Annotated in this window: 24 protein-coding genes; 9 read left to right on the top strand and 15 right to left on the bottom strand. The window is 67.8% G+C overall.

The window, feature by feature from the left end; genetic code table 11:
- Positions 1-33 precede the first annotated feature (33 nt).
- The 3 genes from BN4252_RS08775 to BN4252_RS08765 all read left to right on the top strand — a co-directional run bounded on the left by BN4252_RS08775 (position 34) and on the right by BN4252_RS08765 (position 5,187).
- Positions 34-1,938, top strand: a complete 1,905-nt coding sequence (locus BN4252_RS08775) for a GTPase family protein (RefSeq protein ID WP_316244777.1) — start codon at positions 34-36, stop codon at positions 1,936-1,938.
- The gene (locus tag BN4252_RS08770; RefSeq protein ID WP_187370944.1) at positions 1,938-3,536 is read left to right on the top strand and encodes a GTPase; all 1,599 of its coding nucleotides are present in this window, start codon (positions 1,938-1,940) and stop codon (positions 3,534-3,536) included. The genes BN4252_RS08775 and BN4252_RS08770 overlap by 1 nt, the downstream gene beginning before the upstream one ends.
- A 79-nt stretch (positions 3,537-3,615) precedes the next feature.
- A complete protein-coding gene (locus tag BN4252_RS08765) occupies positions 3,616-5,187 on the top strand; it encodes a bifunctional hydroxymethylpyrimidine kinase/phosphomethylpyrimidine kinase (RefSeq protein WP_066529504.1) in 1,572 nt (523 codons plus the stop codon).
- Between the two features lie 15 nt (positions 5,188-5,202).
- Here BN4252_RS08765 and BN4252_RS08760 read toward each other — a convergent pair whose 3' ends face one another.
- The 14 genes from BN4252_RS08760 to rpsJ all read right to left on the bottom strand — a co-directional run bounded on the left by BN4252_RS08760 (position 5,203) and on the right by rpsJ (position 15,274).
- A complete protein-coding gene (locus BN4252_RS08760; RefSeq protein ID WP_066529502.1) occupies positions 5,203-6,459 on the bottom strand; it encodes an ABC transporter permease in 1,257 nt (418 codons plus the stop codon).
- Positions 6,459-8,033 carry an efflux RND transporter periplasmic adaptor subunit gene (locus BN4252_RS08755; protein ID WP_143341193.1) on the bottom strand — a complete coding sequence of 525 codons (1,575 nt, stop codon included), beginning with the start codon at positions 8,031-8,033 and terminating at the stop codon, positions 6,459-6,461. The genes BN4252_RS08760 and BN4252_RS08755 overlap by 1 nt, the downstream gene beginning before the upstream one ends.
- Positions 8,034-8,087: 54 nt before the next feature.
- Positions 8,088-9,944, bottom strand: a complete 1,857-nt coding sequence (gene glmS / locus BN4252_RS08750; RefSeq protein WP_066529493.1) for a glutamine--fructose-6-phosphate transaminase (isomerizing) — start codon at positions 9,942-9,944, stop codon at positions 8,088-8,090.
- A gap of 116 nt (positions 9,945-10,060) precedes the next feature.
- The gene (rpsQ, locus tag BN4252_RS08745; RefSeq protein WP_066529491.1) at positions 10,061-10,351 is read right to left on the bottom strand and encodes a 30S ribosomal protein S17; all 291 of its coding nucleotides are present in this window, start codon (positions 10,349-10,351) and stop codon (positions 10,061-10,063) included.
- 2 nt (positions 10,352-10,353) lie between these two features.
- Positions 10,354-10,593 (bottom strand): 50S ribosomal protein L29, encoded by a 240-nt coding sequence (gene rpmC / locus BN4252_RS08740; RefSeq protein WP_066529489.1) that lies wholly within the window; start codon positions 10,591-10,593, stop codon positions 10,354-10,356.
- A complete protein-coding gene (rplP, locus tag BN4252_RS08735; protein WP_066529487.1) occupies positions 10,593-11,009 on the bottom strand; it encodes a 50S ribosomal protein L16 in 417 nt (138 codons plus the stop codon). Before rplP ends, rpmC begins: the two co-directional genes overlap by 1 nt.
- 2 nt (positions 11,010-11,011) lie before the next feature.
- Positions 11,012-11,764: a 30S ribosomal protein S3 gene (gene rpsC, locus BN4252_RS08730; RefSeq protein WP_066529485.1), complete on the bottom strand. Its 753-nt coding sequence runs from the start codon at positions 11,762-11,764 to the stop codon at positions 11,012-11,014.
- Positions 11,764-12,123 (bottom strand): 50S ribosomal protein L22, encoded by a 360-nt coding sequence (rplV, locus tag BN4252_RS08725; protein WP_066529482.1) that lies wholly within the window; start codon positions 12,121-12,123, stop codon positions 11,764-11,766. The genes rpsC and rplV overlap by 1 nt, the downstream gene beginning before the upstream one ends.
- 3 nt (positions 12,124-12,126) lie before the next feature.
- A complete protein-coding gene (gene rpsS, locus BN4252_RS08720; protein ID WP_018017481.1) occupies positions 12,127-12,402 on the bottom strand; it encodes a 30S ribosomal protein S19 in 276 nt (91 codons plus the stop codon).
- A 16-nt stretch (positions 12,403-12,418) separates the two neighbouring features.
- Positions 12,419-13,252 carry a 50S ribosomal protein L2 gene (gene rplB, locus BN4252_RS08715; RefSeq protein WP_066529479.1) on the bottom strand — a complete coding sequence of 278 codons (834 nt, stop codon included), beginning with the start codon at positions 13,250-13,252 and terminating at the stop codon, positions 12,419-12,421.
- A gap of 41 nt (positions 13,253-13,293) precedes the next feature.
- On the bottom strand, positions 13,294-13,599 hold the full coding sequence (gene rplW / locus BN4252_RS08710; RefSeq protein ID WP_066529477.1) for a 50S ribosomal protein L23: 306 nt from the start codon (positions 13,597-13,599) through the stop codon (positions 13,294-13,296).
- Positions 13,600-14,274 carry a 50S ribosomal protein L4 gene (rplD, locus tag BN4252_RS08705; protein WP_066529475.1) on the bottom strand — a complete coding sequence of 225 codons (675 nt, stop codon included), beginning with the start codon at positions 14,272-14,274 and terminating at the stop codon, positions 13,600-13,602.
- Positions 14,271-14,927, bottom strand: coding sequence for a 50S ribosomal protein L3 (rplC, locus tag BN4252_RS08700; RefSeq protein ID WP_066529472.1), 657 nt, complete (start codon positions 14,925-14,927; stop codon positions 14,271-14,273). Before rplC ends, rplD begins: the two co-directional genes overlap by 4 nt.
- A 41-nt stretch (positions 14,928-14,968) precedes the next feature.
- Positions 14,969-15,274, bottom strand: a complete 306-nt coding sequence (rpsJ, locus tag BN4252_RS08695; RefSeq protein ID WP_003848085.1) for a 30S ribosomal protein S10 — start codon at positions 15,272-15,274, stop codon at positions 14,969-14,971.
- 583 nt (positions 15,275-15,857) lie between these two features.
- On the opposite strand from rpsJ, the gene BN4252_RS08690 reads away from it, so the two are divergent.
- From BN4252_RS08690 to BN4252_RS08665, 6 genes are all read left to right on the top strand, one after another.
- The gene (locus BN4252_RS08690) at positions 15,858-16,424 is read left to right on the top strand and encodes an Asp23/Gls24 family envelope stress response protein (protein WP_078056871.1); all 567 of its coding nucleotides are present in this window, start codon (positions 15,858-15,860) and stop codon (positions 16,422-16,424) included.
- A gap of 2 nt (positions 16,425-16,426) precedes the next feature.
- Entirely contained in the window at positions 16,427-16,762 is a 336-nt protein-coding gene (locus tag BN4252_RS08685) for an Asp23/Gls24 family envelope stress response protein (RefSeq protein ID WP_066529469.1), read from the top strand.
- A 74-nt stretch (positions 16,763-16,836) separates the two neighbouring features.
- Positions 16,837-17,037 carry a hypothetical protein gene (locus BN4252_RS08680; protein WP_066529466.1) on the top strand — a complete coding sequence of 67 codons (201 nt, stop codon included), beginning with the start codon at positions 16,837-16,839 and terminating at the stop codon, positions 17,035-17,037.
- Positions 17,037-18,056 (top strand): Asp23/Gls24 family envelope stress response protein, encoded by a 1,020-nt coding sequence (locus tag BN4252_RS08675; protein WP_066529463.1) that lies wholly within the window; start codon positions 17,037-17,039, stop codon positions 18,054-18,056. The genes BN4252_RS08680 and BN4252_RS08675 overlap by 1 nt, the downstream gene beginning before the upstream one ends.
- Positions 18,040-18,690 (top strand): Asp23/Gls24 family envelope stress response protein, encoded by a 651-nt coding sequence (locus BN4252_RS08670; protein ID WP_066529460.1) that lies wholly within the window; start codon positions 18,040-18,042, stop codon positions 18,688-18,690. Before BN4252_RS08675 ends, BN4252_RS08670 begins: the two co-directional genes overlap by 17 nt.
- The gene (locus BN4252_RS08665) at positions 18,687-19,247 is read left to right on the top strand and encodes an Asp23/Gls24 family envelope stress response protein (RefSeq protein ID WP_066529457.1); all 561 of its coding nucleotides are present in this window, start codon (positions 18,687-18,689) and stop codon (positions 19,245-19,247) included. Before BN4252_RS08670 ends, BN4252_RS08665 begins: the two co-directional genes overlap by 4 nt.
- Here the strand turns inward: BN4252_RS08665 and BN4252_RS08660 are convergent.
- The gene (locus BN4252_RS08660; RefSeq protein ID WP_096877794.1) at positions 19,244-19,933 is read right to left on the bottom strand and encodes a hypothetical protein; all 690 of its coding nucleotides are present in this window, start codon (positions 19,931-19,933) and stop codon (positions 19,244-19,246) included. The genes BN4252_RS08665 and BN4252_RS08660 overlap by 4 nt on opposite strands.
- Positions 19,934-19,984 lie beyond the last annotated feature (51 nt).

Raw genomic sequence — 19,984 nt, 5'->3', positions numbered from 1 at the left:
TGGGCGCGGGCGCGATCTGCCACAATAGGCAAGGTGAGCACACCCGAGCAGCTGCCCGAGCGCGCAGACGCAGACAGAGTCCCCTCCCACCAGGATGACCCGACGCAGGCGGTGCGCCGCCTGCGCGACACCGTTGCCGCCTCCGCCCTGCCGCCAGACGCGGCCGCCGAGGCCCGGGCCGTGGTGAACCAGTTCGACGACTACATCCTGCCGCGCCTGGCCAACCTGGACGCCCCGCTGCTGGCCGTCATCGGCGGCTCCACCGGCTCCGGCAAATCCACGCTGGTCAACGGCCTGTTGCGCGAGCGGGTCTCCAACCCGGGCGTGATCCGCCCCACCACCCGCCAGCCCATCCTCGTGGCCAACCCCGAGGACGCCGGCTGGTTCAACTCCCCCCGCGTCCTGCCGGGCCTTACCCGCTCCCACGGTGCCGGGGACGAGCAGTCCACCGCGCTGCGCATCGTGGAAACACCCTCGATCCCCGCGGGGCTTTCGCTTCTCGACGCTCCCGATTTCGACTCCATCGACGACCGCAACCGCGCCCTGGCCAGCCAGCTGCTCGCGGCGGCGGACCTCTGGATCTTCGTTACCACGCCCGCCCGCTACGCAGACCAGCTGGTGTGGAACTTCCTCAACGACGCCGCCGGCCGTGGGGTCGAGGTGGTGGTGGTGCTCAACCGCCTCGACGCGGCAGCCGCGCAGACCGTGCCGCAGGACCTGCGGCGCATGATGGACCAGGCGGGCCTCGGCGGCGCGACCGTGTTCACGGTGCCGTTTGTCCCGGATCTGGGCGACGACACCGCCGGAGAGTTCCTCTCCCCCGAGACGGTCGAGCCGCTGCGCGCCTACCTCACCCGGCTCGCCGAGGACTCGGCCGCACGCCGCGCGGTGGCCGGCAAGACCGTGGCGGGTGCGGTGGAGGGCGCGCTGGAGAGGGTGGACGCGCTGATCGAGCGCCGCGAACGCCAGGAGGCGTTCGCCCACCAGCTGGACCAGAGCGTCTTCGAGCACTACAAGGACGCGCACCGCCACATCATCGACGCCACCTCGGACGGCAAGATGCTGCGCACCGAGGTGATGGACCGTTGGCAGGACGTGGTGGGCACCTCCGACGTTGGCCGCGGCTTCGAGCGCTGGTTCTCCCAGGCCGTGGACAAGCTGGGCAGCTTCTTCAGCGGCGAGCCCGCACCCCTGCGTGAGGTGGAGACGGAGCTGGAGTCCGGCCTGCACGCCGTGATCGTGGACGCCGCGGACACGGCGGCCGCCCGCTCCTGGTCCCACATCGGCGCCGTCGCACCCGAGCTGCGCGCGGGCGCGGACCCCGCGCTCGCCCGCGCGAGCGCGGACATCGACGAGCGCGCGGCCCAGCTAGTGCGCGAGTGGCAGGCCGGCATCATCGAGCAGATCCAGGGCACCGCGGGCGAGAAGCGCCAGCGCGCCCGCGTGATGTCACTAGGCCTCAACGTGCTCACCGTGGCGCTCATCCTCATGGTGTTCGCCTCCACCGCGGGCCTGACCGGCGGCGAGGTGGCCATCGCCGGCGGCTCTGCCGTGCTCAGCCAGAGGCTGCTCGAGACGGTGTTCGGCGAGGACACGGTGCGCAAGATGGCCACGGACGCGCGCAACGACCTCAACCAGCGCCTCGACGCCCTCCTGCGCGTGGAGCGCGAGCGCTACTACGAGCTGACGGACCCGCTGCTGGACGGCGCGGGCGCCGAGGAGCTGCGCGCCGCCGCGGGCGAGGCCCGCCGCAGCGTGGACGAGCGCTTCCCCGGCATCCTCTCCCCCGCCCCGGCCGCGCTCGAGCCCGGCGCGGGTACCGGCGCCGGTGACGGCACTGGCGCGGACGACGTGGCGGAGAGCTTTGAGCGCGGCACACTGCGCGGCCTGTTCGACCAGCTGCGCGGCACGTTCGGTGCCCAAGGGGGTGGCCAGTAATGGCGGTGTTCAAGCGCAAGGCCCCGCTGGGGGACAGGCTGGCCGCGCTCGGCGAAGCCGCGGACATCGCGCGCCCCTACCTCCCGCAGGACGAGCTGGCCCGCCTCGAGCGGGTGGCAACCGCCGGGGCGGAGCGCCGTTCCCTCTCGGCCGAGCACACCGTAGTCGGCTTTTTCGGCGCCACGGGCTCCGGCAAGACGTCCCTGTTCAACGCTGTCGTGGGCGAGGACTTGGGCAAAGCCGCCGCCAGGCGCCCCACCACTTCCTCCCCGCTGGCCGCGATCTGGCAGCCGGAGGGGTCCGAGCAGCTGCTGGACTGGCTGGGCGTGGAGGACCGCCGCCCGCGCCAGGGCGAGTTCGCCCCCGGCGCCGGCCCACTGATCCTCCTGGACCTGCCGGATTTCGACTCGGTGGAGCTGTCCAACCGCGAGATTGCCACCCGCCTCGCCGGCCAAGTGGACATCCTCGTATGGGTCTCGGACCCCGAGAAGTACGCGGACAGCGTCATCCACGACGAGTTCATCCGCCCCCACGCCGCGCACTCCGCCGTCACCCTCGCCGTGCTCAACAAGTCCGACCTTCTGCGCGGCGCGGACATAGACGTGGTTGCCCGCTCATTTGAGCAGTTGCTTGTCCGCGACGGCCTACGCGGTGTCCAGGTCATCCCAACCTCCACGCTCACCGGCGCCGGTGTGGACGACCTGCGCGCCGCCATCACCAAGGTGGCGCGCGCCCACACCGCCCAGTCAGCGCGCATCGAGGCGGATATCCGGGCTGTGACCGGGGAGTATGTGGGACTTGGTCGGGCGGGGGGCGTCGACAAGCAAGCGAAGCGCGAAATGGATGCGGCCCTCTCCCAGGCCGCGGGTGCCGACCGCATCGCGGAGACCACCGCGGCGGCGTACCGCAAGCGCCTCCACGAGCGCACCGGGTGGCTGCTCACGTCCTGGGTGACCAAGTTCCGGCCGGATCCGCTGAAGCGGTTGGGGCTGCGGGAGGCCCCAGACGAGATCGGCGTGCACCGCACCTCGATGCCGGAGCTGGACGCCCCGTCCAAGGCGGTGGCCAACCGCGGCGTGCGCGGGTACGCCGCGGCCGCGGCCGAGGGCCTGCCGCACGCGTGGGCGGCCGCCGTGGAGGACCGCGCGGAGGAGATCTCGCGGGCGGTGCCGGCGGAGCTGGACCGCGCGGTGGCCCGCACCAAGCTGCCGGCGGAGCCGTCGAGGGGCTGGTCCGCCCTCACCGTGCTGCAGTGGCTCGCGCTGCTCGCCGCGCTGGTAGGCGTGCTGTGGTACCTGGCCGCCGCCTTTGTCCCCGGCGCACTGGCCCCGATCTTCGGCGGGGACCTCGTGCCGGAGGTTGAGGGGTGGCCGGTGCCCACGCTGTTGATCATGGCGGGCCTGCTCACCGGCCTCCTGGTAGGGCTCACCACCACCGTCTTCGGCGGGGTGATCGGCGCCGGCGTGAAGCGGCGCACCAGGGCCGCAATCCAGCGCGAGGTGGCGGCCGCGTCGGAGTCGGCCGTGGTGGACCCGCTGGCGCAGATCCGGGGGGATTACGACCGCTTCGCGGATCACGTAGCAATCGCAGCCGGTTAGCCCGGGTAAGCACGCGCGCCGCATGTGTAGCGTGGGCGGGAGTGATACCCCGAACCCGGAACCGCGAAAGGATCGCCTGATGCCCACGCAACCCGCGCAGCGCCACACCACCCCCAATATCTTGTCCATCGCCGGGACGGATCCCACCGGCGGCGCCGGGATCCAGGCAGATCTGAAGTCCATCGCCGCGGCCGGGGGCTACGGCATGTGCGTGGTCACCTCGCTGGTGGCGCAGAACACGCAGGGCGTGCGCGAGATCCACACGCCCCCGCAAGAGTTCCTGGCCGCCCAGCTTGAGGCCGTCTTCGACGATGTTGAGGTGGACGCCGTGAAGATCGGCATGCTGGGGGACGCCGAAACCACCGCCACCGTCTCCCGGTACCTCGCCCAGCACCCGGTGCGCCACGTGGTGGTGGACCCAGTGATGGTGGCCACCTCCGGCGACCGCCTGCTCACCGCCGACGCGGAGGACGCGCTGCGCGAGTTCGTGCGTGAGCACGCCACAGTTGTTACCCCCAACCTCCCGGAGCTCGCCGTGCTCACCGGCGAAGAGGTTGCCCAGGACTTCAACCAGGCAATTGAGCAGGGCCACAAGTTCGCCTCCGAGACGGGCGTGGCCGTGGTGGTCAAGGGCGGCCACCTCAAGGAAGGCGCTGCCTCCAACGCGCTGGTCAGCCCGGACGGGTCGGTGGAAGTGGCGGAGGTACCGCGCGTGGACACCAAGAACACCCACGGCACAGGTTGCTCCCTCTCCTCCGCGCTGGCCGCGCGCATCGCACTCAGCGGGGATCAGGCTCGTGCCCTGCGCTGGACCTCCCACTGGCTGCACGAGGCAATTGCAACCGCTGACGAGCTAAACGTTGGCCAGGGCCACGGCCCCGTCAACCACTTCCACCAGCTACGCCGCCTGGCGGGCAACGCCTCCACCCAGCCGTGGGACCTGTCGGGCACCCCTCCCGACGAAGGCGCAGAGCTACTCGCGGCGAAGATCGAGGCGGCAGGCCCGCACACCCAAGCCCTGTGGGACCGCGCCGCGGCGAAGGTGTGGCCGGACACCCTCAACCTGCCTCACATCCAGGCGCTGCGCTCCGGCGAACTACCACGCGAAGAGTTCGAGTTCTACCTGTTGCAAGACGCGCACTACCTGCAGGAGTACTCCCGCGCTCTGGCCAACCTCAGCGTGAAGGCTCACACCCCGGATGACCAGGTGTGGTGGGCGCAGAGCGCGGTGGTGGCAATTGAGGCCGAATCTGACCTGCACCACACCTGGTTTAGCAGCCACGATTTGGATTTCTCCGGCTCCGAGGTATCCCCCATTACCGCCGCGTACACCAACTTCCTCAAGGCGCAGGTTGCGCTGGAAGATTATGCGGTGGGCGCAGCGGCAGTGCTGCCCTGCTTCTGGCTCTACGCCGAGGTAGGCCTGCACCTGGCGGAGGCGAACCACGATGCTCACCCGTACAACGCCTGGTTGTCCATGTACGGCGGCGAGGAGTTCACCAGCGACGTCCGTACAGCTCTTGCCACAGTGGAGCGCGCGCTCGAGGCGGCTTCGCCCGAGGCACGCGAAAAGGCCGCGGACGCATTCATGTACGCCTGCTACTACGAGCTGGAGTTCTTCGACCAGTCCAGCCGCAGCGGCGACCTCTAATGCCGAGCGCTAGCGCTACTCGTAGCGCAGCGCCTCGATCGGGTTCATCTTCGCCGCCCTATTCGCCGGGTACCAACCGAAGAACAACCCGATCGCCAGAGAAAAGAGCAGTGCAACCACGATGGCCGTCACCGGCGGCAGCACCGTCACGCCCATGGCCGCGGTGCCGGCCATGCCCACCCCGGCACCTAGGAGCACCCCAAGTGCCCCGCCGAGCAGACAGATCATCATTGCCTCGGTGACAAACTGCGTGCGCACCGCCCGCCTCGTCGCGCCCAACGCCATACGCACGCCGATTTCACGGGTGCGCTCGGTGACGGACACCAGCATGATGTTCATCACGCCAATGCCGCCAACCAAAAGCGAGATCCCGCCAATGGCGGAGATCACCAGGCTGATCATCCCCATAGTCTGATTCACCTGGTCAATCTCAGACTTGGTGTCAAGCACCTGCGCCTCATAATCCGGGTCATCGAGATACGCCTGGGAGGACCAGGTGGCAACGTCTTGGGCCACCTCAGCGGTGCCTTCCGGCGTGAGCGCGCGGATCTGCAGTCCACGGAAGCCCTGCACCGGGTTGGCACTCAGCCGGGCCTGCGCGGTGTAGGGGACGTAGACTACGGCGTCCTCCGGCATCATCACCAGCGGGGAGGACGTCTCCGCGCGGCCGTAGGTGCCCACTACCTGAAAGCTTCCAAAGCGACCGTCTATGTCGATATCCAGGTTGGCGCCGATCGCCGAGGCTGGGTCCCCGTTGAAGTAGGTGTCCACCACCTCAGGCGAGATAACCGCGACTGCCCTGTCGGCCGAGATGTCGTCCTCGTTGAAAATGCGCCCGGCGGTCATGGTGTGGCGCTGCATCTCTACGTAATCGGCGTTGACAAACTCCACGCCCGCCCGGCCCTCGTTCAGGCCCCGGGTAAGCTTGCCGGTTTCACGCCCAGCGTCGAGCGCGATGCCCTGGATCTGTCCGCCGATGTATCCCCGCAGCTGGTCCACCATGTCCGGTGTAATGAGGGCCGAGTCAGGGATGTCCTCGTAGTACCAGGTGTTTTCGTCGCCGGTGTCGCGCGCTTTCACTTGCACGTTGACGTCGTTAAGCCCGAACTGCTCAAAGTCGGACTGCAGCTGCTGCTGCATCCCCTTGCCCAGGGACATGATCGCCACCACCGCGGCGATGCCGATGATCACGCCGAGGAGCGTGAGCACCGAGCGCAGCTTGTTTGCCCTCAGGCTGGTGGCGGCCAGCCCGATCGCGTCGCGGGCATCCACTACTGCGCCTTGCCGCTGGGCACGCGCACCCGCTGGCCAACCTGCGAGCGGTAATCCCCCGGGTTCTTCAGTACGCGGGTCTGCGGGTCAACCCCCTTCACCTGCACCTCAAGGTCCGTCACCAGCCCGAGCGTCACAGGCACCTCGGTGACCTCGTACTCGCCTTCGCCCGCGTCGCGCAGCGTGAGCAGGGAGTACTTACCGTTGTCATCGATGATGGTTTCGCGGGGCACGCTTAACGACGCCCGCGCGGTCCCCGTCACAATCTGCGCCTTCGCCGAACCGCCGATCCGCAGACCCTCCTTATCCCCAATCACCTCGATGGTGACGGGGAACTCCGGCCGTGCGGGCGTCTGCGCCGGGCCCTCCGCCCCACCCGCACTCGGCGCCGCCACTGGGGAGATGTCCTCCACGCGCCCGCGGAACTCCTTCATGCCGGTGCTGGGGGTGGTGAACGTAACCTCGTTGCCCACCTTGATGCGCCCGGAGTCCACCTCATTCACGTTGGCCGTGAGCAGCAGCCGCTCCGGGTCCGCAACGGTGAGCAGGTGGCCCGAAGAGGGCTGGCCGCGCTGCGCGACCACGTTGGTCACCACACCGTTGATCGGCGAGCGCACCTCCCCGTTTTGCAGGTCCACTTGCAGCTGGCCCTGTCCCACCGCGCCGGCGGTGCGGGACGCATCGAGGCCGCGCTGCGCTTGCTCTACGCCTGCGGCGCTGGCCTGCAAGTCCTGCTGCGCGGCAAGCCGCGCCACTTCCAGCGCAACGTCGGCGTTGCTCTTAGCCAGGTATGCCTGGCCCACTGCGCGCTGCTTGGCCTCCAAATCGGCGTCCACCTCGTGCAGCGCGATTTCGTAGCCACGCTGCGCGTCCGCGAGCTCGCGCCTCGCGCCCTTGTAGGCCTCGTCCGTTTCCAGGATGCCCACCACCGGCGTGATCTGGTCAACCTGACCGGTGAGCGCGTTGATGAAGTTCACGGCATTTGCGCGTACCGACGCAAGCCCCGCTATGGTGATGTTGCGGCGAGCCGCGTCAACAGCGTTGCCCTGTTGAAACAGCCGCGCATCCAGGCCCGCATCCACCTCAGCCTTGCGCTGCTGGAAGGATGCGTTCGCTTCACTGAGCGCCGCATCCGCGTCTCGCTGCGCGGCCTGCGCCTGGGCGATTTGCGGGTTGAGGCCACGGTTCATCGCCTCCTGCTTCTGGTTCAGCTCCTGCTGCGCGGCTTGCAGTTGGCTTTGTGACGTCGCCTCGGACACCATCTGCTGCGCCCGCTGGGTATCGAGCTCGCGTTGCACGCTGGATGTATCAACCCGGGCGAGCACCTGGCCCTCCTGCACGGGCTGCCCCACCCGTACATCAATCGCGGTCACTGGGCCGGTGAGCGCCGTGGTCAGCGCCACCACTTCACGCGAGTCAATCGTCGCGCTGGCCGAGACCCTGGAGACGACGTCCTTGGGCTCAAGCTCCACCGTGTCCGCCGCCGGCACCTCGGGAACGCTCGACCCGCACGCCGCCAGAGTTGTTGCGGAGAATAACAGCGTTACAGCACCCAGGATCTTCGTCTTTCGCACGCGCACAGATTAGCAAGGACAGGTGTGTTCCCACACCAAAGAAACCTCGGCGCGCTACTCCACGGTGACGGATTTAGCCAGGTTACGCGGCTGGTCCACGTTCAGGCCGCGGGCCTCCGCCACGGCGCACGCGAAGATTTGCAGCGGCACCGTGGCCAGCAGCGGCTGCAGCAGCCCCGGCGACTCCGGGATGCGGATGATGTGGTTAGCAAACTGCACCACGTCCTCGTCGCCCTCCTCCGCGATGACGATGGTCACCGCGCCGCGAGCACGCACCTCCTGGATGTTGGAAACCACCTTGGCGTGCAGGCTGTGGCGCGAGGACTTCGACGGCACGATGACAAACACCGGCTGCCCCTCCTCCACCAAGGCGATTGGACCGTGCTTCAGCTCGCCGGCCGCGAAGCCCTCGGAGTGCAGGTACGCCACCTCCTTCAGCTTCAGCGCGCCCTCGAGGGCGACCGGGAAGCCGACGTGGCGGCCCAGGAACAGCACGGACTTGGAATTGGCCAGCTCTTGGCCCAGCTCGCGCACCTGGTCAGCGTTCTCCAGCACCGAGGCGATCTTGTCCGGCATCTCCTGCAACTGCTCGATGATGCCGCGGATCTCGTCGGTGAACTTGTTCCCCCGCACCTGGGCCAGGTACAGCGCCAGCAGGTAGGCCGCCACGATCTGGGAGATGAAGGCCTTGGTGGAGGCCACCGCGATCTCCGGCCCCGCGTAGGTGTAGAGCACCGCGTCCGCCTCGCGCGGGATGGAGGAGCCCACCGTGTTGCAGATAGCGATGACCTTGGCGCCCTGTTCGCGCGCGTGGCGCACCGCCATGAGCGTGTCCATCGTCTCGCCGGACTGGGAGACGGCCACCACCAAGGTCTGCTCGGTGACGATTGGGTCACGGTAGCGGAACTCGTGGGCCAGCTCCACCTCCGTGGGGATGCGGCACCAGTGCTCGATGGCGTAGCGCGCCACCTGGCCCGCGTACGCGGCGGTGCCGCAGGCCACGATGATGATCTTGTTCACCGAGCGCAGCACCGACTCGTCGATGCGCAGCTCGTCGAGGGTGAGGCGGCCCTCCTCGTTGAAGCGGCCGTACAGCGTGTCTCGCACCGCCGCCGGCTGGTCGTGGATCTCCTTCTCCATGAAGGAGTTGTAGCCGCCCTTTTCCGCGGCGGTGACGTCCCACTCCACGCGGAACGGCTTGCCCTCGGCCGAGGCGCCGTCGAAGGTGGTGATGCTGTACCCGTCGGCGGTCAGCGTGACAATCTGCCCGTTGTCCATCTCCACGGCGTCGCGCGTGAACTCGATGAAGCCGGACACGTCGGAGCCAAGGAAGTTCTCGCCCTCGCCCACGCCGATCACCAGCGGGGAGTTCCAGCGCGCGGCCACAATACGGTCCGGCTGGCCCACCTCGATGGCGAGGAGGGTGAACGCGCCCTCGAGGCGCTGGGCGGTCAGCTGCATCGCGCGCGTCAGATCCTGGGATGCCTGGTTGACGTAGACGTCGAAAAGCAGGGCCCCCGCAACCTCGGTGTCCGTCTCCGAGAGGAAGGTGTAGCCCTTCGTCTCGAGCTCGGCGCGCAGGGAGGCGAAGTTCTCGATGATGCCGTTGTGCACCACGGCGAGCTTCCCGCCGCCAACCACGTGCGGGTGGGCGTTGACGTCGGTCGGGCCGCCGTGGGTGGCCCAGCGGGTGTGCCCGATGCCGAGGTGGGAGGCGTCCAGCGGGTGCGCCGCGATCTCTGCCTCCAGGTCAGCGACCTTGCCGGCCTTCTTGCGGCACTCGATACGGCCGTCCGCGACCACGGCCACACCGGCCGAGTCGTAGCCGCGGTACTCCAGCCGACGCAGCCCCTCGATGATGACGCTCTTCGCGTCCCGGCCGCCGCCTACGTATCCAACAATTCCACACATGCGGGCCAGTTTACCTAGTGCTCCAAATGCGCCGGACGGTGGCGGACAGCAAAGAGCCCACCGCGCCCCGGGCGGGGGCGGTGGGCTCTTCGAGGATGCGTCGAAAAGCGGAGTGCTTAACGAGCCTTCTCGATGATGTCCACGAGACGGAAGTGCTTGTCCTTGGACAGCGGACGCGTCTCCTCGATGTGGACGAGGTCGCCGACACCAGCGATGTTCTGCTCGTCGTGAGCCTTCACGCGCTTGGTGGTGCGGACAATCTTGCCGTACAGCGGGTGGGACTTGCGGTCCTCCACCTCGACCACGATGGTCTTGTCCATCTTGTCGGACACGACGTAGCCGCGGCGGCGCTTCTGCAGGCCCTTTTCCTTCTTGTTCTGGTTCTCAGTCACGTTTGCCTCAGTCATGGTTACGCCTCAGCTCCCGTGGACTCGGGGACAACGGACAGGCCGAGCTCGCGCTCGCGCAGCACGGTGTAGATGCGTGCGATGTCGCGCTTCACGGTGGAGATGCGGCGGTTGTTGGTCAGCTGCCCGGTGGCGAGCTGGAAGCGCAGGTTGAACAGCTCTTCCTTCGCCTCGGACAGGCGGGTGCGCAGCTCGTCGTCGTTGAGCTCGCGGAATTCGGATGCGGGGGTACCGGCAGCCATTAGAACTGGTCCTCCTTCTTGATCACGCGGACCTTGCAAGGAAGCTTGGCGCCGGCGCGGCGCAGTGCCTCCAAGGCGACCTCTTCGTTCGGGTAGGACATCTCGAAGAGGATGCGGCCGGGCTTCACGTTGGCCACCCACTTCTCCACCGGGCCCTTACCGGAACCCATACGCACGCCGAGCGGCTTCTGGGTCAGCGGGCGGTCCGGGAAGATGTTGATCCACACCTTGCCGCCGCGCTTGACGTGGCGGTTGATGGCGATACGAGCGGACTCGATCTGGCGGTTGGTGATGTAGGCCGGCTCGAGAGCCTGCAGGCCGTAGTCACCGAAGGTGATCTTGTTGCCGCCCTTGGACACGCCGGAACGGCCCGGGCGGTGCTGGCGGCGGTACTTCACGCGCTTAGGAATAAGCATGCTTAGCCCTCCTGCTTCTGGTCAGCGCGCTGCTGGCGGCGCTGGCCGCCGCGGCGCGGGCGGCGGTCGCGGTCACCGCGGCCGCGGCGGTCGTTGCTCGGTGCGTTGAGCTCGGACTCGCGGACGCCACCAACGACATCGCCCTTGTAGATCCACACCTTGACGCCGATGACGCCGAAGGTGGTGTGTGCTTCTGCCGTGCCGTAGTCGATCTCCGCACGCAGGGTGTGCAGGGGCACACGGCCTTCGTGGTAGCGCTCGACACGGGACATCTCGGCGCCACCCAGGCGGCCAGAGGTCATGATCTTGATGCCCTTGACCTGCGGGTTGCGCATTGCGGACTGGATAGCCTTGCGCATCGCGCGGCGGAACGCCACGCGGTTCACAAGCTGCTCCGCAACGGACTGCGCGACCAGGGTCGCGTTGGCGTCGACGTTCTTGACCTCGAGGATGTTGAGGGCGACCATCTTGCCGGTGAGCTTCTCCAGCTCACGGCGGATACGGTCGGCCTCAGCACCGCGGCGGCCGATCACAATGCCCGGGCGGGCGGTGTGGATGTCAACGCGGACGCGGTCGCGGGTGCGCTCGATAACCACATCGGCGATGCCGGCGCGCTCGAGGTTCTTCTCCAGGTACTCCCGGATCTTGATGTCCTCGGCGACGTAGTCGGCGTAGTTCTTGTCGGCGTACCAGTGGGACTTCCAGTCAGAAGTGATACCCAGGCGCAGGCCGTGTGGGTGAATTTTCTGGCCCATTACTTAGCCCCTTCCTCGGACTCGACAACAACGGTGATGTGGGAGGTGCGCTTCCGGATCTGGAAGGCGCGGCCCTGGGCGCGCGGCTGGTAGCGGCGCATGGTCGGCCCCTCGTTCGCCCAGCATTCGGAGATGACGAGCGTGCGCGGGTCCAGGCCGAAGTTGTTCTCTGCGTTGGCTGCCGCGGAAGCGACAACCTTGGCCACCGGCTTGGCGGCGTCCTGCGGAGCGTACTTCAGAATTGCGAGGGCCTCGGAGACGGACTTGCCGCGGACGAGAGCCAGCACGCGGCGGGCCTTCATCGGGGAAGTACGGACGAACTTGGCCGTCGCAGATGCAGTGGTGATCGTGTCAGCCATTGCTTATCGACGTCCCTTCTGTTCCTTAACGTGACCCTTGAAGGTCTTGGTTGGTGCGAACTCACCGAGCTTGTGGCCGACCATGGACTCGTCGACGAACACCGGCACGTGCTTGCGGCCGTCGTGGACGGCGAAGGTGTGACCGATGAAGTCGGGGAGAATGGTCGAGCGGCGAGACCAGGTCTTAATAACCTGCTTGGTGCCGGCCTCGTTCTGAGCATCCACCTTGTTGAGGAGGTGCTCATCGACGAACGGGCCCTTCTTCAGGCTGCGTGGCATGTTGACTTACCTCCTCTTAGCGCTTCTTCGTGCGACGACGGCGCACGATCATGTTGTTCGAGTAACGGTTCGGGTTGCGGGTGCGGCCTTCCTTCTGGCCCCACGGCGAAACCGGGTGGCGGCCACCGGAGGTCTTACCCTCACCACCACCGTGCGGGTGGTCGACCGGGTTCATAACCACACCACGAACGGTCGGGCGCCAGCCCTTCCAACGCATGCGGCCAGCCTTACCCCAGCGGATGTTGATCTGGTCGGCGTTGCCCACCTCACCAACGGTTGCACGGCAGCGGATGTCCACGCGGCGGATCTCGGAGGACGGCATACGCAGCACGGCGTAGTTGCCCTCCTTACCCAGAAGCTGGATGGACGTGCCTGCGGAACGGGCGAGCTTGGCGCCCGCGCCCGGCTTCAGCTCCACGGCGTGGATGGTGGTACCGGTGGGGATGTTGCGCAGCGGCAGGTTGTTCCCCACCTTGATGTCGGCGTTCGGGCCGGACTCGACGACGGTGCCCTGGGTCAGGCCCTTCGGCGCGATGATGTAGCGCTTCTCACCGTCGTAGTAGTGCAGCAGCGCGATGTTGGCGGTGCGGTTCGGGTCGTACTCGATGTGGGCGACCTTGGCCAGCACGCCGTCCTTGTCCGAACGACGGAAGTCGATCACGCGGTAGCGACGCTTGTGGCCGCCGCCGCGGTGGCGCGTGGTGATGTGGCCGTGCGTGTTGCGGCCACCCTTCTTCGGGAGCGGGCGCAGCAGGGACTTCTCCGGCTCGGAACGAGTGATCTCGTCGAACTGGGAAACAGAGCTGTTGCGGCGACCCGGGGTTGTCGGCTTGTACTTACGAATAGCCATAGTGTGTCCTTTTCTATCGTCTCTTCATAGAGGCGACGGCCCTAGGCCGTCGCGCCGCCGAAGATGTCGATGGAGTCGCTGCCCTCGCGGAGAGTGACGTAGGCGCGCTTGGTGTCCTTGCGCTTACCAAAGCCGGTGCGGGAGCGCTTGCGCTTACCCTCGCGGTTGGTGGTGTTCACCGAAGCGACGTCGACGCCGAAGATCTCTTCCACGGCGATCTTGATCTGGGTCTTGTTGGCAGACGGGTCCACGAAGAACGTGTACGTGTTCTGCTCCATCAGCGTGTAGGTCTTCTCGGAGAGGACCGGGGCGATGATGATGTCGCGCGGATTCGCGGTCTTAGCCATTTACTTCTCCTCCTCCGCGTTGGCGCCGGCGAGAACGGCGTTCTCGCTGCCGCGGTTAATGAAGGTGTGCAGCGCTTCGACCGAGAACACAACGTCGTCGGCGTTGAGCACGTCGTACGTGTTCAGCTGGGAAGGCTCAAGGATGTTCACGCCCGGCAGGTTCCTTGCGGAGAGGCGGGAGTTGAGATCCTCACGGCCAACCACCAGCAGCACGGACTTGCGGTCGGACAGTCGCTCGATGAACGCGCGCGCGGACTTCGTGGACGGGGTCTGGCCCGGCACGAGCTCCTCAACCACGTGGATGCGGCCGCCGCGGGCGCGGTCGGTCAAGGCGCCCGCGAGGGCGGCCTTGATCATCTTCTTGGGGGTCCGCTGCGCGTAGGAACGCGGCTGCGGACCGTGGACGGTGCCGCCGCCGGTGAAGTGCGGCGCGCGGGTCGAGCCCTGGCGGGCGCGGCCGGTGCCCTTCTGGCGGAACGGCTTCTTGCCGCCACCGCTGACCATGCCGCGGGTCTTGGTGGCGTGGGTGCCCTGACGAGCGGCCGCCAGCTGAGCGGTGACCACCTGGTGCATCAGGGGGATGGAAGCTTCGCGGTCAAACCACTCTGCCGGAAGCTCGACGGAACCGTTGGTCTTCCCGTCTGCGGTGTGGACGTCAAGCGTCAGGTTCGTCATGCGTGAGCACCGCCCTTCACTGCGGTCTTGACGGTAACAACGCTGCCCTTGGCGCCGGGGATGGCACCCTTGATCAGGATCAGGTTGTTGTCGCCGTCGATGCGTTGGATCTTCAGGTTCTGGGTAGTAACGCGGTTACCGCCCATGCGGCCGGCCATCCGGGTGCCCTTGAAAACGCGGGCCGGGGTGGCGCAGGCGCCGATGCCGCCGACGCGGCGGTGGGCTGCCTGGTTACCGTGGGAGGCGCCCTGGCCGGCGAAGCCGTGGCGCTTCATTGCGCCGGCGTAGCCCTTGCCCTTGGTGGTGCCAACCACGTCGACGAACACGTCGCCGTCGAAGATGGTCGCGTTGTACTCCTGGCCCACCTCGTACTCCGAGGTGTCGTCCATGCGGATCTCAGCGACGTAGCGGCGCGGGTTCACGCCGGCCTTCTTGAAGTGGCCGGCCTGCGGCTTCTTGGTCTTACGGGGATCAACGTCGCCGTAAGCGATCTGGATGGCGGAGTAGCCATCGGTCTCGGGGGTACGGATCTGGGTGACCACGCACGGACCAGCCTCGACGACGGTCACCGGAATCACTCGGTTCTCCTCGTCGAAGATCTGGGTCATGCCGATCTTCTTGCCCAGAATGCCCTTCATCTGGTTGTCAGACATGTATCAGTTCTCCACTACTAACAGTCGGGAATCTCTGGTGATTACTGGATGTTCACGTCAACGCTGGCCGGGAGGTCGATGCGCATGAGCGCGTCGACGGTCTTCGGCGTCGGATCGAGAATATCGATGAGGCGCTTGTGCGTGCGCATCTCGAAGTGCTCGCGAGAATCCTTGTACTTGTGGGGAGAACGAATAACGGCGTACACGTTCTTTTCGGTGGGCAACGGCACCGGTCCAACGACGCGGGCACCCGTGCGGGTGACCGTCTCGACGATCTTCTTCGCGGATGCGTCGATCGCCTCGTGGTCGTAGGCCTTGAGCCTGATGCGGATCTTCTGTCCCGCCACGCTTACCTCTTCCTCGCATCCCCACGTTCAGCCTCTCGCCCCGCTCGAGCGAACCTCGAGTGAGTGGAACGAGCGCGAAGCGGTGGGGTTGTAGCTTCTAGTTTCTCTATAACGTTGTCCGGGCTGGGCCCTTGGCTCAACGCCAGTGTCGTTATGACTGCCATGACGGTTCCGGAAGGTGGGCACGGCGCAAACAAGCGCGTACATCAGTGCTTCCGCCTAGCGCGCACGGTGGGCGCCGGGTGTCAGGCTCGGAAGGGTGCGTGACCCTCGCGTACTGCCGCTGTTTATTTGCCATGGCCCTCGCCGGTTCCGCTTCCGCGGAGCCTTCATCCGAAGGTGTCATGGTCGCTTCACCACCGCCCGCTCGAGGCGGGCCATGTCAAAGCAACCCGAGTAGTTAAGCACACCGCGGAAAGTATTGCAAGCTTTGCTTTTCGACGTTCGCGTTGAGCAACACGTCGCAGGGAAGCGTCGAAAAGCAACAGCCCCTCCCAGGTAGGGCGAAACCGGGTACGATTGGTCGCGTGCGCCCGCTCGGCGGGCACGCCGCTATCCACGGCCCATCCACGAAAGGACCATCATGGCTAACAACACCCCGAACACCAACCGCGAGAACGACACCACCGCCGCTAACACCGCTGCGACCTCGGCGAACACCTCCGCCCCGGCGGCCTCCACCTCCTCCGCCGTCGAGCCGGAGCAGCTGCGCCCGCGCAACGAGAACCTCGAGACCGACCACGGCACCACCACCATCGACGACAACGTTGTGGGCAAGATCGCCGGCATCGCCGCGCGCGAGGTGTCCGGCGTGCACAACCTCGGTGGCGGCGCCGCCCGCATGTGGGGCGCGGTGCGCGAGTCCTTCACCTCCTCCACCAACGTGCAGCAGGGCGTGAACGTGGCGGTCGAGGACGGCCACGTCAACGTTGCCGTTGCCATCATCGCCGAGTACGGCGTGGCCATCCACGAGCTGGCCAACGCCATCCGCGAGAACATCACCGTGGCCATCACCCGCATGACCGGCCTGATCGTGGACCGCGTGGACGTCACCGTGCACGACGTGAACCTGCCGGAGCAGGAGACCAACGCCGAGCAGTACGAGGAGCCGGTGAACTACCAGGCCGCTAACCCGGCCCTGGGCCAGTAGCCATGGCGCCGGCCTCCGTCACCCGCGAGACCGGAGAGAAGGCGCGCGACGCCGCGCTGTCCGTCCCCGGCGTGGCCGGGCTCCACGGCGGCCGCGTCGGCGAGGTCGCGCTCTTGCTACCCGGCACGCGCATCGAGGGCATCCGCGCCGCCAACCGCGGCGACGAATCCGGCCTCGAGGTGCACATCGTGTTCGACGTCAGCTCGGAGCGAGACGTGCGCGCCGTGGCGGACAGCGTGCGCGAGCAAGTCTCCCGCGCGGCGGGCGTAGACGTCGTCGACGTGGTTGTGGCCGATGCCGTAGCCAGGCCGCAACCCGCATCCCCATCCGGGAACTAGCCCGCTAGCTCCCTCCCCTACTCAGCCCGCGCCGCGTCCCGCGCGGCCGGGCAATCGGGCAATTAGGTGCAAACATGAACATTTTTGCTAACAAAACCCTCACCGGGATCCTCATCGGCGTAGTTGTGGCGTTCTTCGTCACCTTCGGCGGCGCCCAGGGCCTGCTGTGGCTGCTGCTCTTCTCCGTGGTCGGCGGCATCGTCGGCGCCCAACTCGACGGGCGCCTCGACCTCGCCCAGCTGATGAGCTCCGCGTCCGGCAAGGGCCGAGGCTGATGGACACATCGTTTTACCACATCAGTGAGAAAGCGGTGGAGCGTGTCGCCGAGACGGCTGCGCTGACCGTGCCCGGCGTCCGCGCGCTGGACGCCAAGCTCGCCGGCTTGGCGGGCCGGAGCTTCCCCCGCGTGGAGGTGCGCCTAGACCGCGCCACCGCCACCGCGGCGGTGGAGGCGGACATCGCCACCACGTACCCCTCCCCCGTGGCAGCGATCACCGACGCGGTGCGGGCCACCATTATCGCCCACATCCGCACCCTCTGCGGGCTGGACGTCTCCCGCGTGAAGGTGAACGTTGCCAACGTCGAGGCAGACCCGGCCGGCGGCCGGGTGACGTGGGACGACGTGGCAAGCCACACCGCGGGCGTTGTGCCGGTTCCTGTGCTGGTCACCCCGTCCGAGGTCTCCTCCCCCGTGGTGGCGGAGCGCAAGGACCTGCTCCCCATCGACGTGGAGTCCTCCGCAGATCACCTGCGCCACGTGGTGGTACCGGCCCCGCCGGAGGTCGAGCACATCCGCACGCCGGAACCGCCCGCGGTGGAGAGCGTGGAAACGCCGGAGCCAATCGAGCCCCGGGTTTCCGGCTTTGTGGGTCATGTGCCGCCGCTGGTCCACCCCGAGGCGCCCGCGCCGCGTCCGGTGCGCGTGCCGCTGCCGCCGCGCGAGCGCTCGCTCGTACCGATCATGGTCCGGGAACCCGAGGTGCGGCCCGTGCGCACCCCGGCCCCTGCCGCGCTGCGTCCGGTGCGCATGGAACCTCCCCGCCGCCTGATCCCCCCGGTGGTCGAACACCCGGTGCGCGTGGCGCGGCCAGTGGTACCACCGCGGCAGCCGCTCAAGCAGGTTGTGGTGCAGCGCCAACCCCTCGTGCCCATCCGCATCGAGCCGGCCGCGCCACTACGCCGCGTCGTCCCGCCGCAGCCGGATGCCGTGCTGCACCCCGTCGCGCCGCGCCCGCAGCCGCTGAAGCAGATCACCATCCAACCGGTGGAGAAGTACTATGACCGCACCCGCTAACGCCCACGAGACCGAGGCCCACCGCCCGTTCGGCCCCCACCCGGGCCTCGAGCCGCGCCGCAACCCCGCCGCGCGCTGGGTCACCATCCTGGTGGGCGTGACCTTCCTCGCGCTGTCCGGCCTGCTCGCCCGCGAGCTCTGGTTCCACTACCAGGACCAGCCGTTCACGTCCTGGGTGCGGCCCGTGCTCGACTTTCTCGGCACCCGGGCGGTCGATGCCGCCGCGGTGACCGTAGGCATCATCATCTCGCTTCTGGGCCTCTGGCTGATCATCAGCTCGTTCATGCCCCGCGGCCGCACGCACATGCAGGTGGAATCTCCCGCCTCCATCTGGGTCCGCCCGGTGGATGTGGCGCGCAAGTCCACCTACGCCGCGCGCGCCGAAGTCGGCGGAGAGAGCGTCCGCTCCAAGGCGGACCGCAAGCGCGTCACCGTCTCCGTGGAGGACGACGGCTCGGGCCACGTCGAGGAGCTAGTGCAGGGTGCCGTGGGGCGCGAGCTGCGCCGCCTCTCTCACCCGCCCGCTGTTGCAGTGAAGGTGCTGCCCCGCACGGGATCTTCGCAGCAGACGGCACCCCAGCCCGTAGAGCCCCACCGCACCGACCTCGACCAGGTAGAGGAGGAGCTCCGATGAGCAAGACCCTGGCGTTCTTTGACCGCTTCATTGTGTTTCTGATCGGCCTGTTGCTGCTCCTCGCCGGGCTGCTGCCGGCCGCGATGTACTGGGACATTCCCTACGTCAGCGAGTACGTCAACCGGCTCAACCGCGGTGAGCTCACCGAGCTGCCCAATTACCCGTGGTACATCAACGCGCTGATCGCCACCGCGGTGGTGCTCTTCCTGCTCGGCCTCTGGTTCGTGCTCGCGAACATCCGCAGCCGCGCGTTCTCCAACCGCGCGATCGAGGCAGCCGACCCAGAGCACGGCGAGACGGTGATCAACGTCCAGCGCCTCGGCGACGCCGCCTGCGCGGCCCTCACGCAGACGGAGGCGGTGCAGAAAGCGGACTGCCGCGTCGCGGTGGAGCGTGAGCGCCCGACCGCCACCTTCACGGTCACGGCGGACCCCGCGTTCAGCATGGATGACCTCATCGACCTCGTGGAGCGCGCCAACGAGGATTTCCGCGTGGCTAACCACACCATGGAGATCGACACAGTGTGGAAGCTCCACTTCGACCGGGTGGCCGCCTAGGCCTCCACAAGCAGCACCCGCTCCACCCGCCCCAGCAGGACCGGCTTCCCGCCGCCTGCTGGGGTTATTTGCATGCGCTCACCGGGGGCAAGCTTGTCGACGCTCCCCCAAGCCAACGCCTCCACCCGCGTCTCGCGCCCCACGCTCTCCCAGATGCGGATGCGCGGGCCGATGAGCGCTCGGGCGGGTGCGTCGAAAAGCACAAGCCACCGCTCCCCGCCGATCTCCCCCTGCCGCAGCACCCGCGGGAGGGAGACGGGCGAATCGAACGGGCGCACCGCCTCGACCACGCCGAGCCGGTGCTCGACACCCTCGGCGTCGGCGACCACGAGCGGGCGCCCCGGGCCCGTGGGGCGGAACCCGGTGGCGGACCAGACCGCTGGTGGCCGCTGCGGGTCCTCGACACTGCGCACCACCGCGGTGTCCCCGATGAGCGTGACCGCGTGGCGGGGTGCGGTAGTGGTGATGAGCACGGGCCGGTCCAGCGGGGAGGCGATGCGGCTGGGGCGTTCGTCGCGAAGGTCGGCGAGCAGCGCCAGGAGTTCCGCTTCGCTCCACGCCCACGTCAGGCCCCGTGCCTGCAGCATGCCCAGAAATGCCGGGAGAGAAAGGTCCGGCTGCCCCTCCCACGCCTCCTGGAGGGCGGCCATCAGCGCCGGGATCCGGGTCGGGTCTAGCTCGCGCACAACGGGTGAGTGTACGCGAAAGGGCCGCGCCCCCAGGCGGGGAGCGCGGCC

The sequence above is a fragment of the Corynebacterium bouchesdurhonense genome, assembly GCF_900078305.2.
Taxonomy (GTDB): domain Bacteria; phylum Actinomycetota; class Actinomycetes; order Mycobacteriales; family Mycobacteriaceae; genus Corynebacterium; species Corynebacterium bouchesdurhonense.
The sequence above is the reverse complement of the archived record's forward strand: the minus strand, read 5'-3'. Positions and strand labels throughout refer to the sequence as shown.

Bases quoted from the DNA above. Each gene is read 5' to 3' on its own strand.
- rplP (WP_066529487.1), bottom strand. From the start codon at position 11,009: ATGCTTATTCCTAAGCGCGTGAAGTACCGCCGCCAGCACCGCCCGGGC.
- rpsC (WP_066529485.1), bottom strand. From the start codon at position 11,764: ATGGGCCAGAAAATTCACCCACACGGCCTGCGCCTGGGTATCACTTCT.
- BN4252_RS08685 (WP_066529469.1), top strand. From the start codon at position 16,427: ATGGCGCCGGCCTCCGTCACCCGCGAGACCGGAGAGAAGGCGCGCGAC.
- rplC (WP_066529472.1), bottom strand. From the start codon at position 14,927: ATGTCTGACAACCAGATGAAGGGCATTCTGGGCAAGAAGATCGGCATG.
- glmS (WP_066529493.1), bottom strand. From the start codon at position 9,944: ATGTGTGGAATTGTTGGATACGTAGGCGGCGGCCGGGACGCGAAGAGC.
- BN4252_RS08690 (WP_078056871.1), top strand. From the start codon at position 15,858: ATGGCTAACAACACCCCGAACACCAACCGCGAGAACGACACCACCGCC.
- BN4252_RS08680 (WP_066529466.1), top strand. From the start codon at position 16,837: ATGAACATTTTTGCTAACAAAACCCTCACCGGGATCCTCATCGGCGTA.
- BN4252_RS08770 (WP_187370944.1), top strand. From the start codon at position 1,938: ATGGCGGTGTTCAAGCGCAAGGCCCCGCTGGGGGACAGGCTGGCCGCG.
- BN4252_RS08670 (WP_066529460.1), top strand. From the start codon at position 18,040: ATGACCGCACCCGCTAACGCCCACGAGACCGAGGCCCACCGCCCGTTC.
- rplW (WP_066529477.1), bottom strand. From the start codon at position 13,599: ATGGCTAAGACCGCGAATCCGCGCGACATCATCATCGCCCCGGTCCTC.
- rplB (WP_066529479.1), bottom strand. From the start codon at position 13,252: ATGGCTATTCGTAAGTACAAGCCGACAACCCCGGGTCGCCGCAACAGC.
- BN4252_RS08675 (WP_066529463.1), top strand. From the start codon at position 17,037: ATGGACACATCGTTTTACCACATCAGTGAGAAAGCGGTGGAGCGTGTC.
- BN4252_RS08665 (WP_066529457.1), top strand. From the start codon at position 18,687: ATGAGCAAGACCCTGGCGTTCTTTGACCGCTTCATTGTGTTTCTGATC.
- rplV (WP_066529482.1), bottom strand. From the start codon at position 12,123: ATGGCTGACACGATCACCACTGCATCTGCGACGGCCAAGTTCGTCCGT.
- rpmC (WP_066529489.1), bottom strand. From the start codon at position 10,593: ATGGCTGCCGGTACCCCCGCATCCGAATTCCGCGAGCTCAACGACGAC.
- BN4252_RS08765 (WP_066529504.1), top strand. From the start codon at position 3,616: ATGCCCACGCAACCCGCGCAGCGCCACACCACCCCCAATATCTTGTCC.
- rpsQ (WP_066529491.1), bottom strand. From the start codon at position 10,351: ATGACTGAGGCAAACGTGACTGAGAACCAGAACAAGAAGGAAAAGGGC.
- rpsS (WP_018017481.1), bottom strand. From the start codon at position 12,402: ATGCCACGCAGCCTGAAGAAGGGCCCGTTCGTCGATGAGCACCTCCTC.
- rplD (WP_066529475.1), bottom strand. From the start codon at position 14,274: ATGACGAACCTGACGCTTGACGTCCACACCGCAGACGGGAAGACCAAC.